Origin of the sequence: Lysinibacillus fusiformis (assembly GCF_016925635.1) — a bacterium.
In the GTDB taxonomy this organism is placed as follows: domain Bacteria; phylum Bacillota; class Bacilli; order Bacillales_A; family Planococcaceae; genus Lysinibacillus; species Lysinibacillus fusiformis_F.
This window is the reverse complement of record NZ_CP070490.1, coordinates 307,114-328,442: the sequence shown is the minus strand read 5'-3', so window position 1 is coordinate 328,442 and position 21,329 is coordinate 307,114. Positions and strand designations below refer to the sequence as shown.

Below are 21,329 nucleotides of genomic sequence, written 5' to 3'. Positions count from 1 at the left end.
AATAATTCTATTGTAGGAAATTATGGGAGAAATGTACATATAAAAAACATACAACTTATCTAGTTTCTATTAATAAGTATATACTCTATTAAGCCAATTATCTGTTATTTCAAAATGGATAATTTCCTATTGATAAAGAGTGCGATTCCTAGTAGAGTAAGAGAAGTAATTTAAGTGCAAAAAAAACAAGGATTAATTGTCGCAACACAAATGCTACACAATAACCCTATAAAACGTTGATATTATGCACTTTTACTATGCCCTCCGAGGGCATCATTTTGAGTGAATTACCTTATTAACTAATAATGCATATAACAATTATTTTCTACACATTTTCTACACAATAGTTTATATAAAGTCAGACATATCAACGTTTTGGGAGTATTAGATACTTCCTCCTGGGACGTCAAGCAAAGCCTTACAGCCACAACGGTTGTAGGGTTTTTTATTTTTATACATTGATGTATAAATCTCCTGCTGGTGCCCAAATCACTTTTTTTCATCGAAAAGTTTATCAAAATGAGAACTAGCCCGTTGATCTGTTTCTTGTAAAAGGTGCCCATAAGTATTCATTGTCGTTGTGATATTAGAATGGCCTAATCTCGATTGAATAACTTTAGGATGTTCACCAGCATGAAGTAATAGGGTGGCCGAAGTATGTCTTAAATCGTAAAAAAGGACGGAGAGAAGATTCTTCAACCTATTCGATTTTCAGGGGTAGACAATAAAGGGAATTTTAATATGCTTTCTACAAGAGCTATTCTTACTTCGACAGCTTTTAAATTTGCAAAAGTTAAATTCCCTGAATACGAATCAAATTTTGAAAAATTCTATACATTACTTGAAAGTTGATTAATAACTAATGAACAAGTGTAGGTAGTTAAAGACCACTCTGGGATGGGTAGTCTAAAAAAGCAAGGTAAACATACAATTTGTAAGCCATTGGTATATCATTAATGTAGTATGTCCTACTGGGACTCAATAAAACAGGTCTCAAGCCTTTAGGGATAAAGGTTTGAGAAAAATTAGGGATTAGGTCAGGGCTTCGGTCCGGGGCATTGAATCCCTTTTTTCGTTGCTCAAATATTTATGGAGTTCCCAAATCATCTTCCAATCAAAATTTCGAATAGAGGATTTTTTAAGACAAAAAAGTATGGGGAGTGGAAAGTAGAAATTGATTTAGCTTTATTAAAGCTTGAGTCAGCCAGAAATATCATATGTTCAGGGATTAAGGAAAATCCCGAGTTTATTATTGGTGAGCATTTATTGTTCCTCTATCATACAGAGCTATCGAGATAAAAAGAGGTGCTAGAATTAGAATATAGAGAATTGCATAATTAAGAATTAAAATGAATAAACAGGTGTGAAGTGCTGAGGAGCACCTTCACACCTGTTTTATCTTTAGAGAAGCAATCTAATAAATAACTACTTTTTTATTAGAAAACCATAGGTACTGCTGAAATGATACTTTATGATACATAGCATAGACAGTCCTGCTAAGAATGTTTTTAAAATAAACTAGAAAAGAAATTTTTCGTAGTATTAACAATTGAATTAAAAGTAGAGGAGATGAAATTAATAGCAGCACTTATTGCATTTTTTACAGTTTCCACAACTTTAACAAAAACATTTAAAACTTTATTCATCATATCTTGTATAAAGGCACCGACTTTATCAGCAAGAGTAAGGATTAGTGTTTGGGCTGCTGGATGCTCTTCACCAAAATCTATCAATGAATCGTAGTATTTATTGATCATGTCTTCAGACTTTTTTAAAGCTTCATCTTTTTTCTTACGCATATTTTCAAAAAAAGCTGTTTGGTTTTTATCATTTTCTAATTGCTTAACATTTTCTTTTAAGTCTATTTCTTCTTGTACATAAAAATGATTAACATTCTCTTGATATTCTTGTGTTAGTTTGTGCAATTCATCAGGTGTGTCTGATAATGAAGGAGCTTGAAGTCCAATGAACTCTGCTAAAGAAAATTCTTTGGTTTGTTCTCCCGTATAAGCATCTCTCATTTGGTTCATAATACTACTAAAATTTTTTACAGCTACTGTCATAATAATTCCTCCTAGTAATTTTAATATTGAAACAAATATAGATTACCAATAAAAGGTTAAAATTAGGTTAAAAAACATAAATTTCTTTTTTTACCTTAATATATATATTGACGATGATATGAGCTAATAAAATAGTATGGATTTAATAGATAGATGAAAGACCACTCTGTTAGGTCCTACCCCCTTAAAGTAGATTTCTGACTCTAACTTTAGGGGTGTAGGACCTTATGGGTGGTCTCAATTTTTTGTATGGTGATACATGATGAGGAGATAATTAAAAAGACCACCCATAATAGAGTGGTCAAAATAGTTAAAACGCTAAATTGTCTTATCTTATAATGAAGTGGACTTACCTTTTTTCTCATCAATTATAAGGTCTTCTTCACGTTGTGGGCGTGGGGCTTCCGTATATTCTTTGCGCCCATTAGGTTTTTTTGGGTCTGCTCCACTAGCAAATGCTTGTTTTGTTGGCTCGTCTGTTGCAAATTCTGTATTTTTATTATTTCGTTTCATGTCGACACCTCCTAAAGATATTATTTAACTTATCCTATAAAATATCCCTTGTTTATTTCTATTTTATCCTTAAAATTTCAGATCACCCCAAGATTATGTAAGGTAAATCAGATAGGAAATTTCTGATGTTGGGATGTTATATTAAATAATTGATTATTTAGAAAAAAATGAATTCAATAAGGTTAATTATGGAGCGCTTACATATATTATGGTAAAATAAACCAAAGAAAACATTTTAGAAAAGTATCGGCGCTTTGATTGGAGGTTGAACAGATGGATGAGAAGAAAAAGGGGAAATTACAAATCCTCGTAATAATTTTAATGCTATTACTTTTGGTTGCAACGTTTGTTTTATTTTTCATAGGTAAATATATGGTGGCATTTATTTTATTTGGAATTTTTATGCTAATACTAAATTTTATTAGTAGCTGGAAAAACTTAGATAACGCAGATTATGTTTATAGAAAAATTCATAAGAGTAACCAGAAGTGGTAATTACTAGACTTTGACCTCAGAAATGTTGCTATACCTGTGTTACTTGCAGTGCTTATTTGGTTATCTGAAAAGAGCAAAGAAGGGATCCTCACTTTATATGAAGAAATAGTGAGTTATAATATTTTTCAACAACTATGGAGGTGCTTTTTGCAAATATTTTTTAAATATAATTGGCTAGTTCGGGAAGATTGGTTTCGTTGGTGTGAAGAGTTGACTGAAGAAGAACTTTTGCAAAACCGAACTGGAGGAATGGGCAGTATATTACACACACTTTTCCATATCATTGATGTTGAATGGAGTTGGATTCGTCTATTACAAGGGAAAACAGACTTTCAGGAGAGCTTTGATGAATATAATAGCTTGGAAAAGGTTCGTAAATTGCAAGCCGCATTTCATTTAGATGTCGAAAGCTTTGTAAATCAATGGGAGGACAGTATGGAAGAGCGTATACTTCATATTCCATTAGCAAATGGTAGTATGGAGACGCATACATGGGGTGAAGTCATTCGTCATACCATTGCACATGAAATTCACCATATAGGACAACTATCAATTTGGGCGAGGGAAATGGGGAGAGCACCTGTTTCTGCAAATTTAATCAGACGAGGTCTTTCTTCATCATTGAAAGATTCAGTAGGTGCTCAAATAAATATAGAAACATCTAAATAGAAGAAATGTATAAATGCTAGAAAACGATGTCATAGAATCCATTGTTTTTAGCCTAAAGTGAATAGCGTATCAGAATATCTTCCAATTCATTTGATATGGAAGATTTTTTGATGCCCAAATAAGAGAAATTACGAGGCAGATTTCATACAGACATTTAAAGAACAAACCACCTCTATTATGGCTTGTAATACCCAGTAAATTTTAGTTAAAAACTAATGTTTACTGGGTATTTTTTGGACAATATTTAGGTTAATTAGAATTATTTATATGAAGAATAGCTAACAACTTGACAGAAGTTTAAATGGGGAGTACTATACATTGGTCGCGAAAAAAGCTATTGTAACGTAACATTTATTAAAGTGCAATACAGACCTTATCATTTAAGTTCATATACATCTAGATTTTAATTTAATCAGTAAAAGGTAGGTGCAATAATGAAAAATCTAGTAAATAAAAAAGGTAACCTATTACACAACTTTTTAGGAATTTATATAGTAGCAGTATTAATGTTATGGATTAAAACATACATCTCTCAATTATCACAATTTGACTTAGGTGTAGAAGGAATCATTCAACAATTCCTTTTACTAATAAATCCACTAGGCTCAGCAATGCTATTTCTAGGATTTTCATTTATATTTAAAGGAAAAAGAAAATACACATCACTCGTTGTAGTTTACACTTTGATGTCCATTGTTTTATATGCCAATATTGTTTATTACCGATTCTTTAGTGATTTCATTACATTACCTACACTTTCCCAAACGCAGAACTTTGGGGATTTAGGCGGCAGTGTTCTTTCTTTACTAAAACCTTATGATATCTTATTCTTTGTGGATGTATTTGTTATGTTTTATCTACGATTCTCTAAAAAAATCCAAAAAGATACGAAGCGTTTTGGCTATAAAAAAGGAATGGCAATCATTGCCTTTGCATTAGCGATATCAGTCCTTAATTTAGGACTAGCTGAATCTAATCGTCCTCAACTTTTAACACGTGGTTTTGATAGAAACTATATTGTGAAATATCTAGGAATGTATAACTATACGATTTATGATTCAGTTGAAACGATGAAAGCTTCTTCTCAGAGAGCTTTGGCGGACAGCAATGATATTACAGAAGTCATTAACTATACAAAATCAAACTATGCCAAACCGAATACGCAATATTTTGGTGCAGCAAAGGGAATGAACGTTATCTATTTACATTTAGAATCATTCCAAAACTTTTTAATCGACTATAAATTAAACGGTGAAGAAGTAACACCATTTTTAAATTCATTAGCAAAAGATAAGAATACATTGTATTTTGATAATTTCTTCCATCAAACAGGTCAAGGTAAAACGTCTGATGCAGAATTTATGCTTGAAAACTCTTTATTTGGATTACCACAAGGATCTGCTTATATTACAAAAGCACAAAATACGTATCAGGCAGCACCGAGTATTTTAAAAGATTATGGTTATACATCGGCTGTATTCCATGGTAATAACGGAAGCTTCTGGAACAGAAATGTGATTTATAAATCATTTGGATTCGACAAATTCTTTGATGCTAGTTACTATAACACAGGTACTTCAGAGGACATGGCTGAATATGGTTTGTTAGATAAACCATTCTTTGAACAATCTCAAAGTCTTTTAAGCTCCTTACCACAACCTTTTTATACAAAATTAATTACGGTAGGGAATCACTATCCATATAAAATGAATCAAGACTTAGTGACAATTGATAAAGCTAATACGGGAGATGCAAGCGTTGATAATTATTTCCAAACAGCTCGTTATGCAGACGAAGCAATCCAACAGGTCTTCCAACAATTAAAAGAATCAGGTTTATATGATCATTCGATGATTGTTCTTTATGGTGACCATTACGGTATTTCCGATAATCATAATAAAGCGATGGAACAAGTCGTTGGAAAAGAAATTACACCATATGAAAGTGCTAATTTACAACGTGTACCATTATTTATACATGTTCCAGGCATACAAGGTGGTACTAACCATAGCTATGGTGGTCAAACAGACTTACTCCCTACGCTATTACATTTACTAGGGATTGATTCACAACAATTTGTTCAATTTGGTTCAGATTTATTATCAGAAGAGCATGATGAAGTTGTACCATTTAGAAATGGCGATTTTGTCAGTCCTACGATTTATTCAATTAATGAAAAATTTTATGATAATAAAACAGGCTTACCATTAGACGAGAGTCAATTAGAGGAAGCGAAAACGATTAAAAATGAAGTAGATCATAAATTGGCGTTATCTGATAGAGTCGTAAATGGTGACTTATTGAGATTCTATACGCCAACAGGTTATACGCCAGTTGATCCTTCTCAATATAATTACTCTCATGATGAGAATGTAGAATCTAAATAATTTAAGCAATTTACTTTGGCAGTTCAAGGAAATGTGTAAGATATCAGCGTGTATATGATATCTTACCATTACCTTGGATAGCTTTTTTAACGTTATTTTGAGAAAATATCGAGAATTTATATTCCTCCTCGGGACATATCGAGGTTCAAATTGAAAAGTTGGACTAACTGCAAAAGCGATTCAAATCCTTTAATAGTAAGGGGTTGAATCGCTTTTATTAAGGAGAGGCAAGAATAACCATTAGAGTACCCTTCATCTTTACTTATTTCTTTTTAAAGAATAATTTATATGAAAAAAGGAAAGAAATAGGTGTAAATTGTAGGAGTTGATTGTGATGGAATTTTATAAGGATATTGTCATTTACTGTTACAGTTGTCGTAAAAGGACTGTGTTTACATGTAAAGATACGCATGAAAAAAAGGGTGTCGATAGTCACTGCAGTGAATGTATAGGTATTTGGTTTGAGTGGCAAAACCGAGCTGTGGAGAGAGAAATGGAAAAGTGGGTTGCATATAATAAAGACTTAGTAAATAATATGAACCACTAATATATACTTTTTATACAAAAGTTGTGTTGAATACATCTAGAATTATGAAGCGGAAAACTAGAGAAAAAGCTTTTTTAAAGTAAGTACGATGAGGCGTTGAAAGAACCATTTTCATTTAAGAGAGTGGTTCTTTATCTTTTAGGCACATTCAGATAAAAAGAGGGTTTGATCGACAAACACTCTAGCATCTTAAAATACTGTTATAAAATCTAAATTAATCTTCAAAACTTGAATCTATATCATTGTATACTTGATTAACAATTTTAAGAAACGCTTTTAACGCGAAGGTTTGATATGATTTCCCATTAGTAACGACTCCAATATTCCATTCAATCGTAGGGTTAGTGAGTGGGATGGATACAATATCAACATCATTCAATTTACTAGCTAAGATTTTGGGAATTAGTGTAATCCCTAACTGGGCAGAAACTAATTCGATGATCAAATCCCATTGCTCACTTTCAAACGCAACTTTAGGAATAAAGCCTACATCCTTACATGCATTGATAACCAGTTCATGTAATGCCCATTTCTTAGAAAAGAAAATAAAATTTTCATCTATTAGATCGACTAATGATACAATCTTTAAATTTGATAAAGGATGTTTAGACGAAACACATAATACAAATTCATCATTGTAGATTGAAGTATGTTTTAAATGTTCGTTCTTCTTTGTCAATACGACAAATCCTATATCCACCAGTCCCCTTTCGATATGTTTTTCAATTACGAGTCCACCTTCCTCAAATATCTCTAATGTTACTCCTGGGAAATTATTTACATATACTTGGGCTACTTTGGGAAAGAATAAAGTTCCAACTATATGGGATACACCCACTTTTAAATTTCCAGTTACTAATTCCGATAAATCAGCAATGGAAGTAGAGATACTTTCTAAAGTTGAAAGGATAGCTTTACTTTTCTCATAAACAATCATTCCAACCTCAGTGAGACGTAATTTTCTATTGGATCTATCAAATAAGGTTACATTTAGTTCTTTTTCTAATTTTTGAACAGATTTACTTAATGAGGGCTGCGCAATAAATAATACCTCTGATGCTTTTGTGAAGCTGTTGTGTTCAGCTACTTTCACAAAAATATCTAAGTCTTTTAGTTGAATTTGCATGTATTATCACTCTCTTAATATTCTTTTTTAGAATAGTTTGTATGATGATTATGTATTTTACTAAATAGTAGGGCAAATGTAAAATTAAAATGCAATTGTATACACCTGAGTCGCTTTCTATATAAGAGTGAATAAGACCAACTTAGGTTATTCAAAAAAGTACTTTAAGAAAGGATAAGATAAATTAAAGAGCACTCATTCTTAGATAGGACTTCTTTGAAAAAGCATATGGAGTAAATAGAGTTTGACAGTTTACTATGTTGATATAAGGAGCATAATTTCAATAGTAAATTTAAAAGACTGAATATTCTTATATTAATGGGAGGAAAATAAAATGACTAAAAAAGAGAACAATGTACGAGTAGCGGTGATCCAAGCAGCATCTATATTTATGGATAGTGAAGCATCGACTGAGAAGGCAGTCTCATTAACTATGCAAGCAGGTGAAAAGGGAGCGAAAATTGTTGTATTCCCGGAAGCTTTTATCCCTGGTTATCCAAGGGGATTCTCTTTCGGCACAAAAGTAGGAAGTCGTGCTCCTGAAGGGCGAAAAGACTGGCTACGTTATTGGGAAAATTCAATTCTAGTTCCAAGTGAAACAACGGATAGATTAGGAGAAGCTGCACGGGATGCAGGTGTATATCTCATTATTGGAGTAATTGAAAGAGATAATGAATCAAGTGGAGGCACCGTATTTTGCACCGTATTATTTTTCGGACCAGATGGGACTTTACTTGGGAAACATAGAAAATTAAAACCTACTGGCGCCGAACGATTAATCTGGGGAGAAGGCGATGGAAGCACACTTCCTGTATTTGATACACCCTATGGCAAAATAGGCGCTTTAATTTGTTGGGAAAATTACATGCCATTAGCTCGAGCAGCGATGTATGCAAAGGGTGTTCAATTATATATTGCCCCTACAGCAGATGCAAAGGATACATGGCAGCTATCGATTCGTCATATTGCTTTGGAAGGAAGATGCTTTGTTTTATCATGCAATCAATATTTCACAAAAGATATGTACCCTACAGACTTAGCCTGTTATGACGAGTTAGAAACTTTTCCAGATGAAATGTGTATGGGCGGGAGTGCGATTGTTGGTCCATTAGGGGATTATGTGAAGGAACCTGTATTCGGCAAGGAAGACATTTTAATTGCTGATCTTGATTTACGCGATATAGCCTACAGTCAATTTGATTTTGATGTGGTTGGGCATTATGCAAGACCTGATGTATTTAAGTTAATGGTAAATGAGGAAAAAAAGGAAAACGTAGAATGGGAAAATAAAGGCTATTCGAACAGTAAATAAGAAAATATAATGGGGCTGAAAAGGAGAAGGCAATGATTCTAGGAAGATTGTTTTCTCCTTTCTATATATATATAGGAAGATAAGAGGTTATTCAAATGAATATAGAGAATATTGAGGCATTCATCTACGTATGTCAGCTAGGTAGTTTCAATAAAGCAGCTGAAGCTCTTTATTTAACTCAACCATCTATAACTGCACGAATTCAGTCTCTTGAACGAGATATTAATTTAAAACTTTTTCATCGAAATGGAAATAAAATTTCTTTAACTGATAAAGGCGAATACTTTCTTTTACACGCACAAAAAATACTCCAATCGTATAAGGAGGCGAAGTACGGCTTACAGCAAGTAAATATCCCTTATGATTTAGTAATTGGAAGTGCTTTATCAATTTCGAATAATGTTCTTCCAGATATCTTGCCTGCCTTTATTTCAAAATTTGAGAATGTCCGAATTAAGATTTTAACAGGACATTCTAAAGACATTTTAAACAAGGTCATAAATAAAGAGGTGGATTTTGGTATTGTGCGAACGGAAAATCATCCTCAAGTAGAATCTATTCGTCTTTATAATGATCCAATTCGTCTTTTTGTTCCTAAAAATCATCTATTTTTAAAAGAAGAAAGTGTAACAGTTGAAGATGTTAGTAAACAACCACTTATTTTTTTTGATTATGGTTCTATAGAATGGCTTGCCATACATCGACTATTCTTAAATAATAATCTAAATCCAAATATATATTTAGAAGTAGATAATATGGAAACTGCAAAAAAACTTGTACTCCAAGGAGGAGGCATCTGCTTTCTACCTGAGCATTGTGTAAAAAAGGAATTGGAAAATGAAGAGCTTTTTCAAGTTGAAATGACGCCACCTGTGAAAACAAATATTAGTATTGATTTTATTCATTTAAAAGGTAAGGCTGAATCTGTGTTTATGGATTTCTTAAAGGATAAAATGTTTGAACAGCACTAAACCATCAAAATTTGTTGGTTTAGTGTTTTTTTATTGTTCTGATGTGCATTTCATTGTTCCATATAATTCCGATTGATATCTTCTATAACCATATAACTTACTTCTATAACTCAACTTGCTGAGGGGATTTTATAATGAATGAAACTTTAAGAAAAATTCAATTATTATACATGATTTTATCTCTTCATTTGAATGTTCAAATGAAGATGACATGTTTAAACCGAGAGGCTCTTTGATGTCGTTTTGTTGAACTTATTGAATAAAAAAATGAAAGGGGCTGCAATACCGTATGAGCCCTACTTTTTACTTTAAAGGAGGTGACTAGATTAGAAATTAGAAATTTAAGTGTTATCAGATGATAGAAGTCCAAAGCTTTTAGATATTTAAAGGGGGACATCATAACTATTTCAGAAGAATTTTCTTGATTTAATTATCTTAATATTCAAAATAAAATGGAGGTTTTTTTATGAGAAAGAGTATTCAAATTGCAGGAGCGTATATTGGTACAATTGTTGGTGCAGGATTTGCTTCCGGGTTAGAAGTTTTGCAATTTTTCACTAGTTTCGGATGGCTTAGTTTTTTCGGAGTAATAGTGGCGACACTACTATTCGCATTTTTAGGAATGAATATTACACAAATAGGAAGTAGGTTACAAACACATTCTCATAAAGAGGTTGTCTATAGTATTTGTGGAAGATACTTAGGAATAGCCGTGGACATAATTATTACTTTTTTCTTATTCGGCGTAGCTGTCATTATGTTCGCTGGAGCGGGATCTACATTCCAACAACAATTTGGAATCCCGAGTGCTGTCGGAAGTTTATTCATGGTGGCATTAACAATTACGACTTGCTTATTTAATGTTGAAAAGGTAATAAATATTATCGGCAGTATTACGCCTGTACTTATTGCTTTTGTATTAATCATTGCTGCGTATGCTTTGTTTACAATGGATACAAGCTTTACAGAGCTTGATAAAATAGCTCAAATGCAAAAATCTTCAACATCGAACTGGTTTATATCTGGTTTATTATATGTATCATTCAATATTACTAGCGGAGTTGCTATGCTGGCTGTTATGGGAGGGACAACAAAAGACGACAAAGTTGCAGGGTTTGGCGGTATTCTGGGGGGCTTAGGTCTAGGGTTAATGCTGATTTTAATTAACGTTGGTATGTTCACTAGAATTAATGATGTTGGAAGTTTGGATATTCCAATGCTTTATCTTGCAAATGAAATATCACCTATAATTGGTGTGGGCATGACTATTGTTCTTTTGGCAATGATTTTTAACACGGCTGTAGGTATGCTTTATGGATTCTCCGTTCGAATTGTAAAACCTTCTAGCCTTAAATTTAAAGTGTTTGTTCCGATAATTGGACTAGCAGGTTTTGCTGCAAGCTTTGTTGGTTTTACAAAGCTTGTAGGAACGCTATATCCTATTACTGGATATTTAGGATTTACGTTAATAGCAGCCATTATCATTGCTTGGGTTCGAGGAAAACAAAATTCACATATTCAAACAATAGAAAATAAGGCTATATAATTATTACTCCAGGAATAACAATTTATTTGTTAATCCTGGTTTTTTTGTGCCATATCTCTTACTAGAAAATAAATTATGAAGCATATAGATAGCACTTTCATTAATAATAATCCATTTATAGTTTCTATTAGTGTATAGAATGTTTTTATAATTCAACACCTAGCTTAAAAATTATAATAAAGTAAAGTTTTAAAAATATATGAAAAAGAGATGAAGAAAATGAAAAAAGTAGTTGGAATTATTGGTGGAATGGGCCCATTAGCAACTGTAGATTTAATGAATAAAATTATTCTTTATACACCAGCAAAGAAGGATCAGGATCATCTTCATATTATCGTGGACAATTATTCTCAAATACCTGATCGAACAACTGCCATTTTAGGTAACGGTACAGACCCTACCCCATTCATTATTCAATCAGCGCAACGATTAGAAAGTGCGGGAGCAGATTTTCTTGCCATTGCATGCAATACAGCACACTTTTACTTTCAATCAATAAAAGACTCTGTCAATATCCCGATTCTACATATGCCTTTAGAGACAGCTAGCTATTTACAAGACAATAGTATTAAAAAAGTAGGTTTATTAGCTACTGATGGAACAATCAATACTAAACTATATCAACATAGCTGCAAAACTTATGAGGTTGAAGTCTTTGAACCTCATATGAAAATGCAAAAAGATGTGATGGAAGGAATATATGCTATAAAAGGAGGGGATTTAGAGAAAGGTCTCTTATATCTTTCGAAAGTAGCAAATAATTTAATCACTAGAGGGGCAGAAGCTATAATAGCAGGTTGTACAGAGATTCCTCTGGTGCTGAAGTCAACCCAAAGCATTCGTGTTATTGATCCAACAGAAATTTTAGCGAAGTCCATAATTAATAAGGCATCTGGTTTAAGAAAGAAAGCCCATTCTGAAAATAAATATTAGTATTGATTCCATTTATCTAAATAAATTATATGTTCAAACGACACTAAACACACAAAAATTATTTGGTTTAGTGTTTCTTTTTATATTTAATTCCAATTTAATACTTCTATAACATGATAGGTTTCTTCTATAGTTCAAGAGATTAAAAGAAAATTATAATAATCTAAACTGAACTTTAACTAATCTAATCAATGGGTATCGCGTAATGAAGTTAGTTGATTTTTAAATAAGGAGGAACCATCATGATAAACCCAAAAGAAAAACGAGCTGTACGAACTGAGAATGACTTTTTAGGGTCAAAAGAAATTCCTAAGCACGCTTATTATGGAATACAGACATTACGTGCTGTGGAGAACTTCCCAATAACAGGATATAGGGTTCATGAAGACCTTATTAAAGCTTTAGCAATAGTGAAAAAGGCTGCAGCTCTTGCTAATATGAGCGTGAAACGTTTAAATCAAAAACTTGGCAAAGCAATTGTTCAGGCTGCAGATGAAATCATAGAAGGGGATTGGCATGAGCAGTTCATTGTGGATCCTATCCAAGGTGGAGCAGGCACATCCATGAATATGAATATAAACGAAATTATTGCTAACCGTGCATTGGAATTGCTTGAGTATGAAAAAGGGTCATATAGAACGCTAAGTCCAAATAGTCATGTAAATATGTCGCAATCAACAAATGATGTATTTCCTACTGCTATCCATATTGCAACACTTAATTTATTAAATCGACTATTAAAAACTATGACCAGTATGCATAGTATATTTAAACAAAAATCCAATAAGTTTGACCATATAATAAAAATGGGACGTACCCATTTACAAGATGCTGTCCCTATCAGACTTGGTCAAGAGTTTGAAGCATATAGTCGAGTAATAGACCGAGATATTAAACGAATTAAACAATCAAGACAAAATTTATATGAGGTAAATATGGGAGCAACTGCTGTAGGAACAGGATTAAATGCAGATCCTGATTACATTGAAAATGTTGTAAGTAACCTTGCACATATGAGTGGGTTACCATTGCAGGGCGCAGATCATCTTGTTGATGCTACTCAGAATACCGATGCTTATACAGAGGTTTCAGCTACATTAAAAATTTGTATGATTAATATGTCTAAGATAGCGAATGATATCCGATTAATGGCGTCTGGTCCTCGTACAGGATTAGCTGAACTTATCTTACCTGCACGTCAACCTGGCTCATCTATTATGCCTGGAAAGGTTAATCCAGTAATGCCTGAAATGATTAATCAAGTAGCTTTTCAAGTAATCGGGAATGATCATACTATTTGTCTAGCTTCAGAAGCGGGTCAGCTTGAATTAAATGTTATGGAGCCTATTCTAGTATTTAATTTATTACAGTCAATCAGTATAATGAATAATGCATTTCATGTTTTTACAGAACATTGTTTAAAAGGAATTGAAGCAAATGAAACACGGTTAAAAGAGTACGTTGAAAAAAGTGTAGGCATTATTACAGCTGTAAACCCACATATTGGATATGAAGTAGCAGCAAATATTGCAAGAGAGGCAATTTTGAATGAACAATCCGTACGGGAGCTATGCTTAAAAAGGGGTGTATTAACTGAAGAGGAGATGGAATTAATTTTAAATCCTTTTGAGATGACTAAACCTGGAATTTCAGGGGCTTCTTTAATGAATAAGCATTGAATAATCAAGTAAGACTAAAAAAGTTATAAGTAGCATTAACTATAGAAAGAGTAGGTTTATATGATAAAACAAGTACAACCAAAAATGCAGAAAATTGTTCGCTATCTGAATCCTGACGATCAAATATATTATGGAATTGTTGAAGGGGGAGAAGTTTTACAATTGACTAGTAATTTTACTGAATTAATAAATGATGAATTGAAATTTGATGGTTTAAAATTTAAGTATAAAGATGTTAAAATTTTGGAACCTGTAATACCCTCAAAAATCATTAACTTTGGCTGGACATATGCTGAACATGCAAAAGAAACTGGAGGTAAGCCTTTTCTTAAGGAACCATTTCTATTTTTAAAACCAACATCTTCATTGATACCAAATGAGGGCGAAATTATTCTTCCATCCAGTAAATTAACTAAACAGGTTGAAATGGAAGGAGAATTGGCTCTCATTATTGGGAAACGTGGAAAGAATATAAAAGAAGAAGAAGCAATGGATTATATTTTTGGCTGTACCATTTTCAACGATGTAACAGCGAGAGATCTTACAAAAACTGATCCTCAATTTACACGTGCTAAAGGTTTCGACACGTTTGGTCCATTAGGTCCGTGGATTGTAAAAGGTATTGATCCTACGAATTTACGAATTGTTACAACCTTGAATGGCAAAGTTGTTCAAGAAGGGAATACTAGTCAGATGTCATTCTCTATCCCTTATCTTGTTAGCTGGATTTCACAAGTTATGACTTTAGAACCAGGAGATGTTTTGGCTACAGGATCGCCATCTGGGAGTTGCCCAATGAAGTCAGGTGACATTGTATCTGTTGAAGTAGAGAATATAGGTAAGTTAAGTAATTATGTAATTTAATCGTATTTTAAATGATCTAAGTGAAATAGGGATAGGGTCAGGGCCTCAAGTAAATGACTTTATCCCTTTTGTATAATAAGATAAATTTTACAATCAATTCTTGAAAGAGAATCTTTTTGTAGAATGCTCAACAAAACTTGCCCTTGCCTCAATCGTATTGGTACAAAAAAATTAAATGATATCCTTTTGAGCAGTTTTTTAATTAAAACCTTCTCCAATAAATCTTCCAATCCCTCTAAACAACCAATAAATGATTCTAAATGGGAGGAAAAGCAATTCTGGTATCCAACCAAGTACGTCAAGAAATAAATCAAATAATGAGTATTGATCATTCCTTTTCTTAACACTTCTCTTTTTGTTTTTCCTTCCTTGCCACCATTCCTTCATAGTACTTTACTCCTTTTCAAAAATAGTTCTGATAAATATACGATTCAACGTTTTAGTTGGTTTCATTTTAAGAACTTTATGGAGCAAAAGCGAAAATGGGGCGTAATTTGAAGTGAAAGTGTTGGGTTATTATATTTTCACTAGCGTTTTGTAAAACCGAAGATGTGGTAGATGGAGAATTTAAAATTGAACAAGATGAAGGGTATACAGGTTTAAAAAGGGTCACTAGGCTGGGAGTGACCCTTTTTGCTATTGAATGTGTGGATGTATCGACATTATTGTTAGCTGCCAATAATGAAGATTATCCCTTTTTCATGTTTTTTCACGTACTATCAAAAAATATTAATATTCTTTTTGCACGAATGCTGCGCCTACAATAATGAGAAGTATGAATAGTACAACGATTAAAACGAATGTTGAACTATTATTCTTGCCGCCATAGTCCATACCACAACTCATGCTATAACCTCCGCTATAGTCATTACCATAGCCTCCATAACAACAATTGAAATTACCCATGTTTCCAAAGTATCCCATCAAGATCTCTCCTTTCTTCAGTTTATTGTATGAATGCCGTTGAAAGGGAAAAGGGTATTCGTCTAATGAATCGTATTTCGGTAATTTTAAAAAGGATCATGAGCGAATGAGGAGTATCACTAAACACTTGATATGAATAAAACTCAACGATGCTTGTTACAGCATGAAGATTAGTTGTAATCCATGATTGTGGCCTTCTTGTTTAGCCTATCATTGAGAAATGGGAACGTCATTGCCAATCCACTCATCGTTATTGTCAGTAGCTTTTATTAGGATTTGATAATAATTTTTTTATGAATAACGGTGGAACAGGTTTAAAACAGTAAAATTCATGTTATTCCGTTTCTATTTTTAACTACATGGCGCTGTGGAAAGGAATCATTTATATTTTTAATTAAAAATAAAGTGAGAGTTTTCTTTCATTTGCTCGTTATTACTTGTAGAGAAGAAAGGAGGTTTTCTAACTTCGTGTATTCATTAATTAATCAGCTACAAAAAAAGGATGAACAAGCTTTAAGAGAAGTGATTAACAGATATGGAGGGTATGTTAAAGCCATTGTGTTAAAAGTGTTACAGCCTAACCATACAGCTATTGAAGAATGTATCAACGATGTATTTCTAACCATTTGGCAAAAGAGTATGCAATTTACTGGTGATGAGATTGATTTTAAAAAATGGATTGGTGTTATTGCAAAATATAAAGCGATTGATACATACCGAAGCCTTCAAAATAAACCAAAAACAGTCGAGTTACTCCCATCAATTTCAAATAACAAGGACCTTCCAGAAAGCATCGTAGAACGAAGAGTACAAAAAGAGCAGCTATTTATCAGTATTTTAAATTTAAATAAAAACGATCAGGAAATTTTTCTTTTGAAATACTACTTAGGATATTCGAACAGAGAAATCGCAGAGATATTTGGTCTAACTAAATCAGCGGTTGAAAATCGTTTATATCGAGGGAAGTTAAAGTTAACAGAAGAGCTGGGAGGTATCTAAATGAACGAAAAGGACTTTATCAAATTAGATGTTGAAGAGATTGAAGCAGTTGAATTATCTGATTGGGAAAAGAGTAATATTGAAAAAAGTGTTTTACGATCAACTTCAAGCAAGAAGGATGCACTTAAAAAATGGAAATGGGTTAGTGTGGTCGCCATGTTGACATTCATTTTTACTAGTAGTGTCATTTGGCTACCAGCCGTGGCTAATCGTTTACCGATTGTACAGCAGCTATTAAAAAGCAATGATAATCCTCAATTACAAGTATTTAGTGATTATGCAACAATCATTAATCAAATAGACGAAAGTAACGGCACTTCCATTGAATTAGCTGAGGCTTTTTTCGATGGAACGATTGTATCGGTTAGTTATGAAGTGAAGCACGAAGAACCGATAAATGAACCCCCGCTATTTTGGAGTGGTGATTTAGAAGTCAACGGAAACAACTTAGACGTACGTAGTCATCAAATCATTAAAAAGAATGATGATACTTGGATTGGTATGTTTACGGCGAGAATTTCAGACAAAGTGATTGATGAAACGATAAATGTTCAATGGCGTCCTAAAGATTTTAAGGGTATCGAGAATACGACCCTTGTGGAAGGATTATGGAACTTTCAACTAGAACTTACACCAACCGGAGCCTATTCGAAAAAAGTAAATATACCATTTGGTAATGAACAATACCAGTTATTATGTAATCAAATAACAGCGGGAAAATATATAACCACTCTTTATTTTGAGGGCAATCTAGATTGGGATACAGAATTTTTAATGGTGGACATACAAGATAATCTTGGAAATATATATGAAAATGTAGGAACAACAACCATCAAAAGCGATTCAGGGCGAGTAAAGGGCTATATTGAGGTTTTTATACCTGATCCTTCTATTCGAACGCTAGTCATCACACCCACTATAAGAATTATAGATGAAAAAACATTAGAGCGGAAAGAGCTAGTTCCGCTCCCCAGTATTAATATTTCTCTAGGGTAAACCATCGATTAACATGACTATTTCACGGATAACATGACAAAATTGTCACTTCAAAAAGGGCCACTCCTAAACCAATAGGAGGGCCCTTGAAATTTTATTTAGTTTGTTCTGGCTCTGGAAGTAAATCTTGCCCGTTAAATGTTAATTTAGATGCTGAGATGAGAATTTCTCTATTAGCTTCGTAGTAAGGGTCTAAAATTTTGTAGAAGGCTTCCCATTGCTCGCCAGCTTTTTCATCTTCACCCTTTTGTTCAAGGGCAACTGCTTCTTCATAGTGTTGTTTTAATTTTGCGTAATCCGCATTACTAATGCTGAATTCGATATCTGTCATATATTCCTCGAAGGGAACAGGCTTAAAGTGTGGGCGAAGTATTTCATAGAATTGATCCCATTTCTTCATGGCCAACTCATCGTCTTTATCTTTTTCAGCTTTTTGTGCCTCTTCATAGAGGGTTTTAAGTTTTGCAAGTTCCTCTTTTGTTAAATCGACGTTCATATCTGCCATGTACTCTTCAAAAGTTAATGGAGGATATAATTCTTGGTAATAAGGTTCAAGAATAGTGAAAATTTTATCAATGTTTTCTGATGCCTCATCCGTTTTATTTTCTTTTACATACTTAATCCAGTTACTATAAAGTGTTTTTAGCTGTTCTTTATCTTGCGCTTTGATAACGATATTTTTTTCAGCGAATGCCGCTTCATTGATAAATTCTTCAAATGGCTCAGGTTGCCAATTTGCTAATTCATAAGGTCTTGTGATGTTATCCATCGCCTCATAGATTCGTTCCATTTCCTCATAATTCTCTTCTTTTTCAGCCTTTTTTATGTCAGAAAAGAGCTTTTCTAGTTGGACTAATTCTTCTTTTGTGACTTCTTTAGGTAAGCTTTTTTTATATACTTCAAAGGTAAAGAAGTCTGAGTAATCTTTCAAAATACTACCCTCAACTGAAATTTCCTGCCCCTCCCTTAGCTTTAATTGCTCAATTTGCTTATCAGAGAACTTATACAAACCAATGAAGTAGTTTTTTCCATCTGTTCCTTTAAGGGTAATGCTACTACCATCAAAATATTTAATGGTACCTGTTATTTTTTGTTCTATTTGAATCGTTACATTATTGGTTGTATCAACAGATGTTGCACCAGCTTGAAGCGGTGTTAATACGGCCATCCCAAGTGTTAGTGCTGAAGCCAATATCCATGTTTTTTTAGCAGGTTTTTTCATATTTATCAATTCTCCTTTAGGTTAACTTCTGTTACCAATTATTAGACGTTTTACCAATTGAAAAAGTTTTAATTTTTTTAAAAATTTTTAAAAAGATTGTTTTCCGAGAAAGTATAGATTACATGTATTTCATTTTTTATTACCCGATTTCGTTGAAAATAGTCATTATTTACAGTACATAATGCACAACAGAGGGGAACTTATTTTGGTTTATATAGCTAATGACGGTATATAATGAAAAATTTACAATAGTGACAAGAAAGCGCTTTCTATGAAATGAAGAAGTACAATGCGTTTACTAGATGTGCACATTCATCCTTTTTTGCTAAAAGTGGAAATAGGTTTATTTGAATTACTCAATACACGAGTAAAGGGGAGATAAACATGAATCAAGTGTCATTTAAAGAAATGCTTTGGAAACGAGGCGATTGGGCAGGATATTTTGGTTTATTAGCTAACAATTTAACGAATTTGTTGACGATGGCTTCACTACTTTTATTTGTTGTAGGTTTTCCAGATGATCTTGTTTATGGAAGGGTTGTCCCTGCATTTGGCCTGGCCATTTTCCTTGCGAGCATTGCCTACACTTGGTTTGCGCAGCAGCTGGCTAAGAAAACGGGGAGAACCGATGTCACGGCTTTACCATCTGGGCCGAGTGCTCCATCTATTTTTACAGTTACGTTTTTAGTATTGATTCCCGTCTTTAGAGAAACTGAAGATGCTAATCTTGCTATTCAAATTGGCTTAGTTTGGTGTTTCTTTGAAGCAATGATTTTGGTTGTTGGGTCGTTTCTAGGAGACTTACTGCGTAAACTAATTCCTAGAACAGTGCTGTTGTCCTGTTTATCGGGACTAGGTTTATTATTGCTAGCTATGAACCCCATGCTACAGTCATTTGAAACACCTATTGTGGCATTTGTTGTATTAGTGATTATTTTTATCAACTGGTTTGGGAAATCACCGATCTTTAAGAAAATTCCAACAGGGTTTTTACTGCTTGCTTCTGGGACTGCTCTTGCGTGGGTGTTTGGTTTACAGAGTCCTGAGGCAATTACAGCAGCCCTTTCAAATTTAGGCTTTAATCCGCCAGAGGTACATATTGTCGGGTTATTCCAAGCAATTCCCTATGCTTTACCCTATTTAGCATCTGCCATTCCTTTAGGTTTAGCAAACTATATTTTTGATTTAGAAAACATCGAAAGTGCTCATGCGGCAGGGGACCCCTATAATACGCGCAATGTGATGTTAGTGAATGGCGTGGCTTCAAGCATTGGCGCTTTTTCTGGAAATCCATTTCCTGTTACAGTCTACATTGGACATGCTGGATGGAAGGCAATGGGAGCTGGCATCGGTTATACAATTGCCTCAGGCTTTACAATGCTCATTATTTGCTTGTTTGGAGTTGGAGAATTACTACTAGCGATAATACCAGTGGTAGCCATTGTACCAATTCTTGTTTATGTAGGAATTGTGACAGCGAACCAAGTAGTCCGCGAAACACCAAGTTTAGAAGTACCTGTTATTTTCATTACATTATTCCCTTGGATTGCCAACTGGGCCTTAACAATGGCTAATAATATTTTTTCAGCTGCAGGAACATCAGCGGCTTCTGTCGGTATAGATACACTGCTAGGGAAAGGCGTCTATTATAATGGACTAATTCATTTAGGTAATGGTGCACCACTTAGTAGTTTAATTTGGGGCTCAATCACCATTTTTGCTATATTAGGTAAGCCATTACGTGCTGCAATATTTGCCTTTATTGCCGCAATACTATCCTTCTTTGGAATTATTCATGCACCTACAGTAGGAATTGCTCAACCTGAACTGATGCAGTTTGTCTATGCATACTTAATGGTTACAGGCTTATTCCTTTACAAATATTTTGTTGATCGGAAAGACCCTGCACAAAATTTAAGTGAATAGAGTGCCTATAAAAATAAGACTTTCTATCAAACAATAGAAAGTCTTATTCTTAGTGTTGAAAAACAAAACAGTCAATTGAAAGGTAGAAATGGATTTCCGTTGCAGGCTACTTGCTTTCCTGTGGGCGAGCGCCGAGCCGCTTCCTCCGCTCCCGCTC

Annotated in this window: 18 protein-coding genes and 1 pseudogene; 12 read left to right on the top strand and 7 right to left on the bottom strand. The window is 33.6% G+C overall.

Annotation, left to right across the window (positions count from 1 at the left end):
• Positions 1 to 489: 489 nt before the first annotated feature.
• The 3 genes and pseudogenes from JTI58_RS01520 to JTI58_RS01510 form a co-directional block, all read right to left on the bottom strand.
• A pseudogene (locus JTI58_RS01520) lies at positions 490 to 681 on the bottom strand (tyrosine-type recombinase/integrase); the annotation flags it as partial.
• Positions 682 to 1,508: 827 nt separating this feature from the next.
• Positions 1,509 to 2,063, bottom strand: a complete 555-nt coding sequence (locus JTI58_RS01515) for a hypothetical protein (RefSeq protein WP_205444753.1) — start codon at positions 2,061 to 2,063, stop codon at positions 1,509 to 1,511.
• Positions 2,064 to 2,396: 333 nt separating this feature from the next.
• Complete coding sequence (locus JTI58_RS01510; RefSeq protein ID WP_205444752.1) at positions 2,397 to 2,576, bottom strand: hypothetical protein; 180 nt, start codon at positions 2,574 to 2,576, stop codon at positions 2,397 to 2,399.
• 273 nt (positions 2,577 to 2,849) lie between these two features.
• Between JTI58_RS01510 and JTI58_RS01505 the strand changes: the two genes are divergently transcribed.
• The 3 genes from JTI58_RS01505 to JTI58_RS01495 all read left to right on the top strand — a co-directional run bounded on the left by JTI58_RS01505 (position 2,850) and on the right by JTI58_RS01495 (position 6,127).
• Complete coding sequence (locus JTI58_RS01505) at positions 2,850 to 3,071, top strand: hypothetical protein (protein ID WP_205444751.1); 222 nt, start codon at positions 2,850 to 2,852, stop codon at positions 3,069 to 3,071.
• Positions 3,072 to 3,218: 147 nt separating this feature from the next.
• Entirely contained in the window at positions 3,219 to 3,740 is a 522-nt protein-coding gene (locus JTI58_RS01500) for a DinB family protein (RefSeq protein WP_205444750.1), read from the top strand.
• 434 nt (positions 3,741 to 4,174) lie between these two features.
• Positions 4,175 to 6,127 carry a lipoteichoic acid synthase gene (locus JTI58_RS01495; protein WP_205444749.1) on the top strand — a complete coding sequence of 651 codons (1,953 nt, stop codon included), beginning with the start codon at positions 4,175 to 4,177 and terminating at the stop codon, positions 6,125 to 6,127.
• A gap of 761 nt (positions 6,128 to 6,888) precedes the next feature.
• Here JTI58_RS01495 and JTI58_RS01490 read toward each other — a convergent pair.
• On the bottom strand, positions 6,889 to 7,800 hold the full coding sequence (locus tag JTI58_RS01490; RefSeq protein WP_205444748.1) for a LysR family transcriptional regulator: 912 nt from the start codon (positions 7,798 to 7,800) through the stop codon (positions 6,889 to 6,891).
• Between the two features lie 334 nt (positions 7,801 to 8,134).
• On the opposite strand from JTI58_RS01490, the gene JTI58_RS01485 reads away from it, so the two are divergent.
• From JTI58_RS01485 to JTI58_RS01460, 6 genes are all read left to right on the top strand, one after another.
• Positions 8,135 to 9,112, top strand: a complete 978-nt coding sequence (locus tag JTI58_RS01485; RefSeq protein WP_205444746.1) for a carbon-nitrogen hydrolase family protein — start codon at positions 8,135 to 8,137, stop codon at positions 9,110 to 9,112.
• A gap of 95 nt (positions 9,113 to 9,207) precedes the next feature.
• The gene (locus tag JTI58_RS01480) at positions 9,208 to 10,083 is read left to right on the top strand and encodes a LysR family transcriptional regulator (RefSeq protein WP_205444744.1); all 876 of its coding nucleotides are present in this window, start codon (positions 9,208 to 9,210) and stop codon (positions 10,081 to 10,083) included.
• 466 nt (positions 10,084 to 10,549) lie between these two features.
• Positions 10,550 to 11,629 carry a YkvI family membrane protein gene (locus JTI58_RS01475; RefSeq protein WP_205444743.1) on the top strand — a complete coding sequence of 360 codons (1,080 nt, stop codon included), beginning with the start codon at positions 10,550 to 10,552 and terminating at the stop codon, positions 11,627 to 11,629.
• Between the two features lie 219 nt (positions 11,630 to 11,848).
• Positions 11,849 to 12,562 (top strand): cysteate racemase, encoded by a 714-nt coding sequence (locus JTI58_RS01470; protein ID WP_205444741.1) that lies wholly within the window; start codon positions 11,849 to 11,851, stop codon positions 12,560 to 12,562.
• A 242-nt stretch (positions 12,563 to 12,804) separates the two neighbouring features.
• Positions 12,805 to 14,241 (top strand): aspartate ammonia-lyase, encoded by a 1,437-nt coding sequence (gene aspA / locus JTI58_RS01465; RefSeq protein WP_205444740.1) that lies wholly within the window; start codon positions 12,805 to 12,807, stop codon positions 14,239 to 14,241.
• Between the two features lie 60 nt (positions 14,242 to 14,301).
• Complete coding sequence (locus tag JTI58_RS01460) at positions 14,302 to 15,105, top strand: fumarylacetoacetate hydrolase family protein (RefSeq protein WP_205444739.1); 804 nt, start codon at positions 14,302 to 14,304, stop codon at positions 15,103 to 15,105.
• 198 nt (positions 15,106 to 15,303) lie between these two features.
• On the opposite strand, the gene JTI58_RS01455 is transcribed toward JTI58_RS01460, so the two are convergent.
• Together JTI58_RS01455 and JTI58_RS25175 are read right to left on the bottom strand one after the other, a co-directional pair.
• Entirely contained in the window at positions 15,304 to 15,492 is a 189-nt protein-coding gene (locus JTI58_RS01455; RefSeq protein ID WP_205444738.1) for a hypothetical protein, read from the bottom strand.
• A gap of 342 nt (positions 15,493 to 15,834) precedes the next feature.
• A complete protein-coding gene (locus tag JTI58_RS25175; RefSeq protein ID WP_016995024.1) occupies positions 15,835 to 16,029 on the bottom strand; it encodes a YjcZ family sporulation protein in 195 nt (64 codons plus the stop codon).
• 468 nt (positions 16,030 to 16,497) lie between these two features.
• On the opposite strand from JTI58_RS25175, the gene JTI58_RS01445 reads away from it, so the two are divergent.
• Positions 16,498 to 17,028 (top strand): sigma-70 family RNA polymerase sigma factor, encoded by a 531-nt coding sequence (locus JTI58_RS01445; RefSeq protein WP_205444737.1) that lies wholly within the window; start codon positions 16,498 to 16,500, stop codon positions 17,026 to 17,028.
• Positions 17,029 to 18,024 carry a DUF4179 domain-containing protein gene (locus JTI58_RS01440; protein WP_205444736.1) on the top strand — a complete coding sequence of 332 codons (996 nt, stop codon included), beginning with the start codon at positions 17,029 to 17,031 and terminating at the stop codon, positions 18,022 to 18,024. It begins immediately after the preceding gene.
• A gap of 94 nt (positions 18,025 to 18,118) precedes the next feature.
• Here JTI58_RS01440 and JTI58_RS01435 read toward each other — a convergent pair whose 3' ends face one another.
• Positions 18,119 to 19,246, bottom strand: coding sequence for a hypothetical protein (locus tag JTI58_RS01435; RefSeq protein ID WP_205444735.1), 1,128 nt, complete (start codon positions 19,244 to 19,246; stop codon positions 18,119 to 18,121).
• Between the two features lie 384 nt (positions 19,247 to 19,630).
• Here JTI58_RS01435 and JTI58_RS24770 point away from each other — a divergent pair, with 384 nt between their 5' ends.
• Positions 19,631 to 21,172: a xanthine permease gene (locus tag JTI58_RS24770; protein ID WP_243456276.1), complete on the top strand. Its 1,542-nt coding sequence runs from the start codon at positions 19,631 to 19,633 to the stop codon at positions 21,170 to 21,172.
• Positions 21,173 to 21,329: the final 157 nt, after the last annotated feature.

Bases quoted from the DNA above. Each gene is read 5' to 3' on its own strand.
- JTI58_RS01515 (WP_205444753.1), bottom strand. From the start codon at position 2,063: ATGACAGTAGCTGTAAAAAATTTTAGTAGTATTATGAACCAAATGAGA.
- JTI58_RS01510 (WP_205444752.1), bottom strand. From the start codon at position 2,576: ATGAAACGAAATAATAAAAATACAGAATTTGCAACAGACGAGCCAACA.
- JTI58_RS01505 (WP_205444751.1), top strand. From the start codon at position 2,850: ATGGATGAGAAGAAAAAGGGGAAATTACAAATCCTCGTAATAATTTTA.
- JTI58_RS01495 (WP_205444749.1), top strand. From the start codon at position 4,175: ATGAAAAATCTAGTAAATAAAAAAGGTAACCTATTACACAACTTTTTA.
- JTI58_RS01490 (WP_205444748.1), bottom strand. From the start codon at position 7,800: ATGCAAATTCAACTAAAAGACTTAGATATTTTTGTGAAAGTAGCTGAA.
- JTI58_RS01485 (WP_205444746.1), top strand. From the start codon at position 8,135: ATGACTAAAAAAGAGAACAATGTACGAGTAGCGGTGATCCAAGCAGCA.
- JTI58_RS01480 (WP_205444744.1), top strand. From the start codon at position 9,208: ATGAATATAGAGAATATTGAGGCATTCATCTACGTATGTCAGCTAGGT.
- JTI58_RS01475 (WP_205444743.1), top strand. From the start codon at position 10,550: ATGAGAAAGAGTATTCAAATTGCAGGAGCGTATATTGGTACAATTGTT.
- JTI58_RS01470 (WP_205444741.1), top strand. From the start codon at position 11,849: ATGAAAAAAGTAGTTGGAATTATTGGTGGAATGGGCCCATTAGCAACT.
- aspA (WP_205444740.1), top strand. From the start codon at position 12,805: ATGATAAACCCAAAAGAAAAACGAGCTGTACGAACTGAGAATGACTTT.
- JTI58_RS01460 (WP_205444739.1), top strand. From the start codon at position 14,302: ATGATAAAACAAGTACAACCAAAAATGCAGAAAATTGTTCGCTATCTG.
- JTI58_RS01455 (WP_205444738.1), bottom strand. From the start codon at position 15,492: ATGAAGGAATGGTGGCAAGGAAGGAAAAACAAAAAGAGAAGTGTTAAG.
- JTI58_RS25175 (WP_016995024.1), bottom strand. From the start codon at position 16,029: ATGGGATACTTTGGAAACATGGGTAATTTCAATTGTTGTTATGGAGGC.
- JTI58_RS01440 (WP_205444736.1), top strand. From the start codon at position 17,029: ATGAACGAAAAGGACTTTATCAAATTAGATGTTGAAGAGATTGAAGCA.
- JTI58_RS01435 (WP_205444735.1), bottom strand. From the start codon at position 19,246: ATGAAAAAACCTGCTAAAAAAACATGGATATTGGCTTCAGCACTAACA.
- JTI58_RS24770 (WP_243456276.1), top strand. From the start codon at position 19,631: ATGAATCAAGTGTCATTTAAAGAAATGCTTTGGAAACGAGGCGATTGG.